Origin of the sequence: Winkia sp. UMB3158, from assembly GCF_030217145.1 — a bacterium.
Taxonomy (GTDB): domain Bacteria; phylum Actinomycetota; class Actinomycetes; order Actinomycetales; family Actinomycetaceae; genus Winkia; species Winkia anitrata.
Window position 1 is genome coordinate 260,305 of sequence record NZ_JASONH010000002.1, and the last position, 11,842, is coordinate 272,146.

Consider the following 11,842-nt stretch of genomic DNA (forward strand, 5'->3'; position numbering starts at 1 on the left):
TGTCGTTACCGGAAAGAAAGGTAAACACTCATGGCTGATTCGTCTTTTGGTTTGAAGATTGGACTTGAGGGTGAGCGGGAGTTTAAGCGCGCGATCACGGATATTAATCGTGAGATGCGGGTTTTGGGATCCGAGATGAAGTTGGTGGCTTCTCAGTTCGATAGGAACGATAAGTCCGCTTCAGCGCTTACGGCTCGTAACCAGGTTTTAGGCAAAGAGATTGAGGCTCAAAAGTCGAAGATTGAGACCCTGCGCGCCGCACTCGAAAACTCCGCCACGAGCTTTGGTGAGAACGATAGCCGGACGAAGAATTGGCAGATCCAGCTCAACAACGCAGGCGCTGAACTCAACCGGCTTGAAGGCGAACTCAAATCGAATAATGATGCCCTGTCGGATTTCGGGGACGAGGCTGACGGTGCCGGTGACGATGCCAAGGGCGCGGCAAAGGACGCAGGACGTCTTGAGGGCGCGGTGGATGATCTCGGGGACGAGATGGACACCACCAGCTCCAAGACCCGCATTTTCGGCGACGTGTTGAAAGCCAACCTCGCCTCCGAAGCCATCATTGCCGGGGTCAAGGGTATCGGGCATGCGATCGCCAGTATTGGGCGCGGCATGGCCGGAGCCTTGAAGGAAGGCGTGGAATACAACGCCCGCATGGAGCAATACACCACCTCGTTTACCACGATGCTGGGTGATCAAGCCAAGGCTCAGAAACTGGTCAATGACCTGAAGGTTGAGGCGGCGAAGACTCCGTTTGGTATGGAGGACCTCGCGGGCAACATGCAGACCCTCCTGAGCTTCGGAATGAGCCTTGAGGATGCGAAAAAGCACCTGAACGAAATCGGCGATATCTCCCAAGGTGATGCGGTGAAGATGGAATCGCTAACGCTCGCCTTCGCCCAAATGTCTTCGACTGGCAAGCTCACGGGTCAGGACTTGCTGCAGATGATCAACGCCGGATTCAACCCGCTCGAAGAGATCTCCCGCAAGACCGGCAAGTCCATCGGTGAACTGAAAGAGGATATGGCCAAGGGTGCTATTTCGGCTGACATGGTCGCTGACGCATTCGCCAGTGCTACTGCTGAAGGCGGGCGTTTCTACGGGGCCATGGACGCCCAATCCAAGACCTTCTCCGGGCAGCTTGCCACGATGCAGGACGGGGTGGAAAATCTCAAGGGGTTGTTGGCTGGTGGTCTGTCGGAGGCGTTGGCGGGTTCGGTGTTGCCGATGGTCAACGGGTGGATCGACGAACTAACCGCAGCGTTCGAAGAAGGCGGAACACCCGCACTCATCGACACCCTCGGCCAAGTCTTACAGGAAGCCCTCGCATTTATTGCTGAGCAGCTACCGATGGTGGTCGAGACCGGCATGTCCATCCTCACCGCCCTGTTAGAGGGCATCATCGAAGTCCTCCCACAAGTGGCCGAGACAGCGGTGACGCTGATTATCGCGCTGGTCGAGGCAATCATCGAAGCACTGCCGTCCTTGTTGGAGGCGGCGATTCAGATCATCGCAACCCTCGTCTCTGGCATCGGCGAAGCACTACCGGAACTGGTTCCTGCGGCGGTGGAAATGCTCGTCGCCCTCGTCCAAGGGCTCGTCGATAACCTACCGCTTTTGTTGGATGCGGCGTTGCAGCTCATCACCGGACTCGCCGAAGGCCTCATCGTAGCCATCCCCGTCATCATCGAAGCGCTCCCGCAGATCATCACCGGCATAGTGACCTTCCTTGTGGGTGCGATCCCGCAGCTCATCGAAGCAGGAATCCAGCTGCTGACCGCGTTGATTGGGGCGTTGCCACAGATCATCACAGCAATCGTCGCAGCACTCCCGCAGATTATTACTGCGATCGTCAGCGGCGTGGTGGGTGCGATCCCGCAGCTCATCGACGCAGGCATTCAACTGCTGACGGCGTTGATTGGGGCGTTGCCACAGATCATTACAACGATTGTGGCCGCGTTGCCGCAGATTATCGCAAGTATTGTGTCGGCGATTGGTGGGGCTATCCCGCAACTCGTCCAAGCAGGCATCCAACTCTTGACGGCACTCGTGCGGGCGTTACCCCAGATCATTTCCACGATCGTCGCAGCAATCCCGCAGATCATTACCGGCATCGTCTCGGCCGTTGGCCAGGGCATGTGGCAGATGGCGGAGGCGGGCAAAAACCTCGTCTACGGCCTGTGGAACGGAATCCAATCCCTGGCGGGGTGGTTGTGGAATTCGGTCTCGAACTGGGCAAGCGGGATTTGGGACTCCATCACTGGCTTCTTCGGCATCCACTCACCGTCTCGCAAGATGGCCTGGGCAGGACGGATGCTCGTCGAAGGCCTCGCAGGCTCCATCAAAATCGATGGCAACAAGGCTGTCACTGCTGCCACTGGTTTGGCTAGGGACACGATGGACGCCTTCAGCGAGCTTGAAGACGGACTTCATGTACCGATCGACGCAGTGGCAGACCTGCAGGTACCTGCCGTTGACCTCACCCCACAACCCATAGCTATCAATCGCGATACGAGTGGCGGTGCTGATAGTGAGCGTGTGGATGTCGCGAGCATCGTCGATGCCACAGCAAAGCGCATCCTGTCTTCGCTGGAAATTAGCGTGACGTTGTCGGATGGGACGCTGGTCGGCAAACTCGCACCCGCTCTCGACAAACAACTTGCTCGTCTTGATCGGCGGCAGACCGTGATGGCAGGAGGCTACTAATGTATGGGTTCACCTTGAACGACACGGTGACCTCTACGTCGCTTGGTCTGCGCTTGACCGCCCCGGTTGCGATACCCGCCGCCGTCCGTGCGGTGAACGATATCGAGATCGAAGGCCGCGCCGGAACCCTGACCAGGTTTATAGGCTGGGAGGACACCGAACTCGAGCTTGAACTCGCGGTGCCTATCCGTGACGGGCTCCACCAATACCGGAAAGCCGCCCATGAGCTGACGGGCGCTTCGACGATTGCGTTGACTGCCGAGCCTGGTGTTTACCGCAAGGTTAAGCACTGCAAAGTGAGCGAACTGCGCCGGGAGCTGTCGGGGTGGGGGTTCTTCACCGCACGCCTGACCTGCCAGCCCTTCACTTACCTGACCGAGGGTTTGAAGCCGTTAATAATGTCGGAGTCGGGGACGATCACCAACCCTGGCCTACTTGATGCGGATCCGATCATCACTGTTACAGGCACGGGCATGCTCTCGTTGACGGTGAACAAAACGGTACATCAGGTGAATTCGCCAGCAGGCTCCGTCACGCTCGACAGCGCGCGTCTCGTCGCACACGCCCACGGGAAAGTCCAGACCGATGCGCTCAGTGAAGCCTTCCCAGTTTTGAAGCCTGGGGTCAATCGGATCACGCTCGGCGCTGGTATCTCGAAGATCGTGATCACGCCGAACTGGCGCAACCCCTAACACCCAACTCACGCAAGTTCCGATGGTCATCCCTTCGTGGGGTGGCCACTGTTGTCTTTGGAAGGCCTCTCATGATTACGGTTCACGACCGCACCGCCACGACATTCACCACCACCGGGCTAGGAGTCTTGGATCGGGAGATCATCAACCCGATCGTGACTGAAGAACTAGGTGGCGAATTCTCCTTGACCTTCACCTACCCAGCAGATGGACCTGCAGCCACGCACCTCGTACTTGAGAACATTGTGGCAGCGCCCGTGCCAGGGTTGGAGCAACGTCAGGGTTTCCGGATTAGCGAGGTCGTCACCACGATCGAAGGTTTGCTGGAAGTAACGGCGTTTCATGTCTTCTATGATCTGGCGGCGAACCTCATCGCCGACACCTACGTGGTCAACAAAACCGCGAAAGGCGCACTCACTCAAATCCTTGGCGCGGCAAACACTAAGCACGGGTTTACTGCTACCTCGTCGGATACGGTGACTAGGTCTTCGGCGCGGTTGGTGCGCATGCCCATCGCCCAAGCTCTGATGGATGCGGGCGAGGACAACACGTTCGCTGCGCGTTGGGGCGGTGAGATCACCCGGGACAACTGGCACATTCACCACGGGCCCATGCGTGGAGCCAACCACGGGGTGGTCATCCGTGACCGCAAGAACCTCACTGGCTTCGAATCGGCTATCGATTTTTCGACGGTGGTGACACGGATTCTCCCGGTCGGCTACGACGGCCTACTCTTGCCTGAACTCTATGTGGATTCGCCGAAGTTGGGCGATTATGTGGTGCCGCGTATCCGCGTCATCCGCTACGGACAAGTCAAAGCCATTACTGATAAAGACAACCCGCGTGAAGGCGAGCTTCCGCTCGACCAAGCACACGGCGAACTACGCCGTCTAGCGGCGGCAGAATTCAGCGCCAAGCATGTGGATGAGCCGTCCGCTTCGTACAAGATCCGCTTCACTGACCTTTCACAAACCCGTGAATACGCTGATCTCGCACGGCTGGAAACCGTCGAAATTGGTGACACGGTGACCGTCCGCCACACCGATCTTGGGATTGCGCTCACGGCGCGGGTAGTGGCCTACGAGTACAACCCGCTCACGCTCCAGTACATCTCGGTCGAACTTGGAACCGTAGCTCGGAAGTTCACGTCTGTCACCCGGCAAGTCAAAACCGCCATCAGCACGGCGGTGGCTGCGTCGGATGCGGCAGGGTTCGCGTTGGCTAGTGCGGATGGGAAGAACACCAACCACTACGGCAGTGCCCAACCCGAGAAGGCGCAGCTCGGCGACACATGGTTCAAGCAGAACGGCGAAACCACCGAAATCTGGATATACCGGCTCACCGACACCGGGCAGCCTGGCTGGGTGGCACTCGCTACTGACCTGAACCATGCCCAGATCAGCGCGGAACTCGACGCCGCCCGCGCAGAGGTCGACCACGCCCTCGCCGCTGCACACGACGCACAAACCGCCGCCGATGCTGTCGCCACTCAGATGGCTTCGGCGCAGGTGGAGATCGACCAGGCCAAGACCACAGCCGCTGGCGCTACCCAGTTAGCGCAGGATGCCCACGACGTTGCGATGACTTCGGATGGGCGGCTCACGGTTGCCGTTGTTGACCCGAGCGTAGCGGACGCGGCTGGCCGACCGGAGGGCGCGCTATGGCAAGTGCGTGTAGACGGCGTGATCGCCCGCCAATACATCCTCACCAACAACCAATGGGAACAGACACCGGTGGGTGCTGCGATGATCGGGTCGAAAGCGATCAGCCAAGCACACATTGCAGACGCCGCCATCGGCACCGCACACATCGCGGACGCCGCGATCACCGACGCGAAAATCGGGTCGCTCTCGGCCTCGAAGATCACCTCCGGGTATTTAGCTGCTGGGCGGATTGCCGCCGGATCGATCACGTCCGACAAGTTGACGATCGCCAACGGATACATCACCAATGCGATGATCAAGGACGCAGCGGTCACGTCGGCGAAGATCGCTGCGCTGGATGCTGGGAAGATCACCACTGGGACGTTGTCGGCGGCTCGGATTGGGGCGCGCTCGATTTCGGCTGACAAGCTCGCGACCAACGCGATCCAAGTGGGCTTGGCCGGATGGAACCAGTCGATCCGTATTTCGCCGACGCAGATCGCGTGGTATAACGGCTCCACCTTGGAAGGGACAATCTCCAGTTCCGGGATGAAATTCTGGTACGGCTCCCGCTACATCGGGGAGATGGCACGCCGTGCCCACAAGGACAAGCCCGACGTGCAAGGCGTCGTCAACCAGGTCGCCTATCAAGGCGACTATGTGGCCTGGACATACCAGACGGTTTCCGGCGGTGGCTACTTCACCTGCCTCACCCTGGATCCGAAGGGACGCTTCTACGGCGAGGCCGGCATTCATCTCGGTGCTGACTTGCGCACCAACGGCTACAAGTTCTACACCACCGGCTCACGCTACGTGACCTTGCAAGACTGCACGCTCACCGGGAAAGGCACCTACGCCGGGTGGGCGTCGAGCAATGGGCTGGCGAAGGTCGTGTTTCACACCTACGACCTGATGGTCGTAACCAACGGGTCGTATTACAACATGACCCGTCTCTTTGATCGCACCAAGGATTTGATGTCGAGGATGAACGCAATCCTCAGCCTGCTCAATCAAGGGTGGATCACATCCATCTCCGGAACCGGCTCGAACATCACGTGGCGGTACTTCTCCAACACAGGCCTGTCGGCCATGTCCACCAACCTCGCATAAGTAAAAGGAAACCCTCATGAAGATCATGCTCGCCAACCACCATTTGCAACCCATCGCCGACCTACCCACCAATATGCCGTTGAAGGCGGCGCAGTCCCGTGCTCGCTCGAAACTCCTCACGCTAGTGAAGGAAGCGATTGCACGGTTCGGGGAAGACGAATACGACCTCGTCACCCAATTCGCAACACTCGACGAGAACGGCCGCCCGATATTCGCCGACGATGGCACGTTCGTCCTCGCCGACCCCGACAAAGCCAGTGAATTCCTCGAAGCCCGCCAGAATCTGCTGACCTCGGTTGCGGAAGTGTCGGGTCCCACCTACGACGGCCACGACAAGGACGTGAAAGCACTTCTTGACGGCTATGAGGGTGAACTGTCTGGCGTGGCGGCGGAAGCCTACGACGTTCTCTACGACGCCATCACCAAGGGTGGCCAATGAAGGCCAAGGAAGAAAAGGACACAGAAATGACCGACGTTTCAGATGATGAGTCAACGTCTAGCGAAGAAGTACAGCTACCCATCGTCCCGATCGAATCCGATGCCACGCCCGCACCACCAGCAGAGGCCATCGAAGCCCAAGAACTCCCAGTGCCACAGGTCGCGTCGATTGATCTGACAGAGCCGATTCTCGAAGTTCTCACTGACCCGACCATGTAGCCCAGTGCTACACCAATTTTTGATGCCTTCACCCCAGATGGGTGTGGGCAATTTTTATGCCCACGAAAGGAATCATTCTCATGTCTCTACACGCCATCTGGCACGCCATCCAAACCGGCATCGCTGGTATTGGTGCGTGGCTCGCCGCTTATCTTGGAGGGCTCGACGGCCTCGTCTATGCGCTGATCGTCTTCGCTATCGCCGACTACATCACCGGGGTGCTGGCCGCCATCAACGAGCGCCGCCTCAGCTCATCCGTCGGTTTTAGGGGTATCAGCCGCAAAATCCTCATCTTCACCCTCGTCGGCCTCGCCCACCTCATCGACGTCCATATTCTCGGAGCACCCGGCGTGCTACGTGCGGCGGTCATCTTCTTCTACCTATCCAACGAAGGCATCTCCCTGGTCGAAAACGCCACCCGCCTCGGCCTACCCGTCCCACCCCAAATGCGTGGGGCGCTCGATGCGATCGCCAACCGCGCCGAAACAAGACCCTCACTGACCGAAACAACCACTGAAAATACAAAGGAGAACCAGTCATGAAGAATTGGCTCGCGCTCGAGGCCGACATCGACCTCATCATGAACACACACTACACACCCGGCCGCAACGGCAGGCGCATCGATAAGGTCATCATCCACCACAACGCCGGAAACCTCACCATTAGGGGCTGCTACGACGTGTGGCAAACCCGTCCAGCTTCCGCCCACTACCAAGTCCAAACCGACGGCACAATCGGCCAGCTCGTATGGGATCGCGACACCGCCTGGCATGCAGGCAACTTTGCCGCCAACACCACCAGTATCGGCATCGAGCATGCGGACGTGAGCTCCAGCCCGTGGGCTGTGTCGGAGGCGTGCCTCGATAACGGAGCACACCTCGTCGCCGCGATCTGCAAGTTCTACGGCCTTGGCCGACCCCAGTGGGGCAAGAACGTCTTCGGGCACAAAAACTTCTCTGCCACGGCTTGCCCGGCATCGTTGGCTGGTTCCCAGCATGCCGCCTACATGTCCCGCGCACAGTCTTGGTATGACCAGATGAGCGGTAGCGCACCAGCACCCGCTCCTGCAGCACCGAACATCGACGCCCTCGCCGACGCGGTGATTCGCGGCGAGTACGGGAACGGGGAGGAGCGTAAGCTCCGCCTCGGAGCCAACTACGCCGCTGTTCAGGCTCGCGTGAACGAGAAGCTCTCTGGCAACGCACCTGCCGCGAAGCCAGCAGGGCCCAACATTGACGCGCTTGCCGACGCCGTGATCCGTGGCGACTATGGCAATGGTGAGGAACGTAAGCGCCGCTTGGGCAACCTCTACGCCGCTGTTCAGGCGCGCGTGAATGCCAAGCTCGGCTACTAACCCCACGTTGCTCCGGCGAAACTTAGCCCCGCTGCTACCCGTCATGGGTGGTGGCGGGGCTTTTCGTCGTTTCATGGACGGATTTAACAATCGGGGGTTTGTCGGCAGTGGGGTGAAGGGAGTGACCCCACTGTGAATGATCTTGATGAACAACGTATCCGCAACCTGCGCACGGCGGGCTGGGGGTATAAAGCGATTGCCGAGTTTTGCGCCCTGACTCGTGACCAGGTCCGCTCGTACTGCACAACCCGAAACCTTGACGCCGCTCCGGTGATGGTCGAGCGCGTGTGTCAGTGGTGTGCCAGCCCTATACAGGGAGGGGCTCGGGCTCGGTTTTGCTCGCCCGCCTGCAGGCATAAAGCGTGGCGGCATCGACAGAAAACCGAGCCTGTGCGCGAGCAGACCTGTACGCACTGCGGACGCCGCTTCGCGATCGTGGACAAACCAGGTCAAAAGTTTTGCTGTCACGCCTGCTATGTGCGTGCTCGCTTTGGCACCAGGGGCGGACGACCATGAACGCTCTCACGGCTCGGGTTGATCAGATGACACAGCCTGACGTGTTCGCCCGAGAACTCGCCTTCATCACGGACTCTCACACGTTGAGCGTGCTGGCGGGGCGGGGCGTGCTCACACCCGCAGAGTATCAGCGTGCTCACCGGTTGTTATGGAAGGCGTGGACGCCGATCTATCAACCACAGATTGTGGGCGAAACGACTGGATAAACACCGCCTTTAGAGCGTGTATAGACCTAACACGAAAGGAGAAAACGTGGCACACATCAGTGTGGTGACACCAGTTCGGCCGCCGACCCCGAAACTGGTCAACGTGGCGGCATACGCGAGGGTCTCAACCAACGCCGTCGAGCAGTTAGCATCCCTATCGGCGCAGGTTTCGTATTATTCGCGCCTGATCCAGTCCACGCCCGGATGGGCCTATGCGGGCGTGTTCACCGATGAGGGTATTACTGGCACGTCAACGAAATCCCGGCAAGGCCTGGCCGACCTGATGGACACAGCCAGGAGTGGGGTTGTCGATATTGTGTTGTGTAAATCGATCTCACGCCTGGCCCGCAACACTGTCGACCTGCTCGCTACGGTCCGTGAGCTGAAAGACCTGGGCGTGGCCGTGCGATTCGAACGCGAACAGATCGACACCCTTAGCGCTGACGGGGAACTGCTGTTAACCTTGCTGGCCTCGTTCGCCCAAGAAGAATCACGCTCACTATCCCAGAACGTCAAATGGGCGATCCGCAACCGGTACAAGAACGGTGGAACAAACTCCTTCGTTGTCTATGGATACCAATGGGCAGACTGCCAGTTCACCATCGTCGAAGAAGAAGCCAAGATCGTGCGCCTACTGTTTGCCAATTATCTCGATGGGATCAGCCCGGAGAAAACCGCGACGATGCTCAATGCTGAAGGTAAACGCTCTCGGGGAGGGGGACGGTTCTACGGATCCGTGTTTCGTCGCATGCTCGAAAATGAGCGGTACAAGGGCTGCCAAATGCTACAGAAAATGTACCGCCCCACAATCCAAGCACCCACACGCTCCTTCAACGACGGGGAGCTGCCGCGATACTGGGTCGAGCAAGCCCTCCCAGCGATCATTGATGAGGCGATGTTTGACGCGGTGCAAGCAGAAATCGCGCACAGGCGTGAGGCGGGCCCGGCTGCCACCCCGTCAAAGAACACGGGCGTATTCACCGGGCGGATCTGCTGCGGCGCGTGTGGGAAGAACTATCAACGCAAAACCCGCACCTACAAGTCTGGAACCTCATACAAGTTCTGGCGCTGCTGGAGTGCCTGCACCGGGAACGGCAATCCCTGTAGGGGGCACAACCTGCGCGAAACACTCCTCGAACACGCCTGCGCAGACATGCTCGGCACCCAAAGTTTCGACCCCGTCCAGGTTGGCGAGCAGATCGTGATGATCGAGGCCTTCGAGCATCAGCTCACCTTCCACCTCGCGGATGGAACCATGACACCAGTGGGGTTAACCAGTGAGGGGAGGCTGGCATGAACCGCACCGTCACCGCGATACCCGCAACAAAGAAACTTGGGAATCTCACAGCCTCATCTGGCGCACCGGCACGCAGGCGGGTCGCCGCCTACGCTCGCGTCTCTACCGAGATGGAAGAACAAACCTCCTCCTACGAGGCTCAGATTGACTACTACACCACCTATATTCGCTCACGTAATGATTGGCAGTTCGCGGGCATGTACTGCGATAAAGGTATTTCTGGCACCTCTATGAAACGTCGCGAAGGTTTCCAAACCATGATCGATGACGCCCTGGCAGGTAAAATCGATCTGATCCTCACCAAGAGTGTGTCCCGGTTTGCTCGCAACACCGTCGACTCGCTCACTACCGTGCGCAAGCTCAAGGATGCAGGTGTCGAGGTCTATTTTCAGAAGGAAAATATTTACACCTTCGACGCCAAAGGCGAGCTATTGATCACGATCATGTCGAGCTTGGCGCAAGAAGAATCCCGCTCGATCTCCGAGAACGTGACCTGGGGGCACAGGAAACGTTTTGCCGATGGGAAAGTCATGGTTCCCTACAAATCCCTACTCGGATACAAGAAAGGCGCGGATGGCAGCCTCGTCATTGACGAGACGCAGGCTCCGGCCGTGCGGTTGATCTACCAGCTTTTCCTTGACGGGATGGCGATCAGTGAGATTAAAACCGAGCTCGCTGCCCGCAAGATTCTCACCCCGCGCGGGAAAGAAGTGTGGTCAACCTCGACAGTGCGCTCCATCCTGTCCAACGAAAAATACAAGGGCGACGCCCTTCTTCAAAAGACGTTCACCACCGATTTCCTTACTAAGAAGATGAAGGTCAACGAGGGTGAAGTGCCCCAATACTACGTAACAGGCAATCACGAGCCAATTATCGAACCGCGCATCTGGGATCAGGTGCAATACGAACTCGCCACCAGGCATGGCAACATATCGTCAGCGAAAGTCGGCTTGTTCTCCACCAGGCTGAAATGTTCTCAGTGTGGGGCGTGGTATGGGCGTAAGACGTGGGCGTCGAACACGAAATACAAATACACAGTATGGCAATGCAACCACAAATACACAGACGAACATCCCTGCAGCAGCGCGACGGTGAAAGACGAGCAGATCAAGGATTCTTTCGTCCAAGCGCTCAATCAACTGATCGCCTGCCGTCCGCAGCAAAGCCAGCTACCGCAGGTGCTTGGCGACATGTTCGATACGAGCAGGTTGGAAGAACAGGCCGCCGCCTGCCAGGCGAAAATCGTGGAGCTGACCGAGCAAATCGAGGCGCTGATTGCGGAAAACCAGCAACGCGCGCTCGACCAGGACGCCTACCAAAACAAGTACACCGAACTCGATACTGCCTACCGTAAGACACTCGCACGTAAAACAAGCCTCGAAGCCGACATCACAGCAAAGACAGCCAAACATGCGGCCGTGACTACAGCCCTCGACGATCTCACGGGCGAACCTGTGAGCGAGTTCCGCCCCTCACAGTGGAGCGCTCTCATCGACCACGCCATCGTAGACGAGGACGGGATCCGGTTCGTGTTCCGCACCGGTGAACAGGTGAGGATTGCCCTGAAAGGGTGATGCTCATATCAGTTGACGTGCACGGTTAGGTACACCTCCCAGAAATAAAGTAAGGTTACCCTTATCTAATAAGGATGGTGTTTG

Annotated in this window: 10 protein-coding genes; all 10 read left to right on the plus strand. The window is 58.4% G+C overall.

What is annotated here, in order from left to right; genetic code table 11:
* Positions 1 to 30 precede the first annotated feature (30 nt).
* A complete protein-coding gene (locus QP400_RS03115) occupies positions 31 to 2,709 on the plus strand; it encodes a phage tail protein (protein ID WP_285462519.1) in 2,679 nt (892 codons plus the stop codon).
* The gene (locus tag QP400_RS03120) at positions 2,709 to 3,401 is read left to right on the plus strand and encodes a hypothetical protein (RefSeq protein WP_048707938.1); all 693 of its coding nucleotides are present in this window, start codon (positions 2,709 to 2,711) and stop codon (positions 3,399 to 3,401) included. Before QP400_RS03115 ends, QP400_RS03120 begins: the two co-directional genes overlap by 1 nt.
* 71 nt (positions 3,402 to 3,472) lie before the next feature.
* Positions 3,473 to 6,154 carry a phage tail spike protein gene (locus tag QP400_RS03125; RefSeq protein WP_070726511.1) on the plus strand — a complete coding sequence of 894 codons (2,682 nt, stop codon included), beginning with the start codon at positions 3,473 to 3,475 and terminating at the stop codon, positions 6,152 to 6,154.
* Positions 6,155 to 6,170: 16 nt separating this feature from the next.
* Positions 6,171 to 6,593 carry a DUF1617 family protein gene (locus QP400_RS03130; protein ID WP_070726513.1) on the plus strand — a complete coding sequence of 141 codons (423 nt, stop codon included), beginning with the start codon at positions 6,171 to 6,173 and terminating at the stop codon, positions 6,591 to 6,593.
* 26 nt (positions 6,594 to 6,619) lie between these two features.
* Complete coding sequence (locus QP400_RS03135; RefSeq protein ID WP_227469296.1) at positions 6,620 to 6,811, plus strand: acetyl-CoA carboxylase; 192 nt, start codon at positions 6,620 to 6,622, stop codon at positions 6,809 to 6,811.
* A gap of 80 nt (positions 6,812 to 6,891) precedes the next feature.
* A complete protein-coding gene (locus tag QP400_RS03140; protein ID WP_048707927.1) occupies positions 6,892 to 7,353 on the plus strand; it encodes a phage holin family protein in 462 nt (153 codons plus the stop codon).
* The gene (locus tag QP400_RS03145) at positions 7,350 to 8,165 is read left to right on the plus strand and encodes an N-acetylmuramoyl-L-alanine amidase (protein WP_048707924.1); all 816 of its coding nucleotides are present in this window, start codon (positions 7,350 to 7,352) and stop codon (positions 8,163 to 8,165) included. The genes QP400_RS03140 and QP400_RS03145 overlap by 4 nt, the downstream gene beginning before the upstream one ends.
* Before the next feature lie 512 nt (positions 8,166 to 8,677).
* Positions 8,678 to 8,887, plus strand: coding sequence for a hypothetical protein (locus QP400_RS03150; protein ID WP_048707921.1), 210 nt, complete (start codon positions 8,678 to 8,680; stop codon positions 8,885 to 8,887).
* Positions 8,888 to 8,933: 46 nt separating this feature from the next.
* Positions 8,934 to 10,184, plus strand: a complete 1,251-nt coding sequence (locus QP400_RS03155; RefSeq protein WP_285462522.1) for a recombinase family protein — start codon at positions 8,934 to 8,936, stop codon at positions 10,182 to 10,184.
* Positions 10,181 to 11,758: a recombinase family protein gene (locus QP400_RS03160; RefSeq protein ID WP_285462524.1), complete on the plus strand. Its 1,578-nt coding sequence runs from the start codon at positions 10,181 to 10,183 to the stop codon at positions 11,756 to 11,758. Before QP400_RS03155 ends, QP400_RS03160 begins: the two co-directional genes overlap by 4 nt.
* The last annotated feature ends 84 nt before the right edge of the window (positions 11,759 to 11,842 follow it).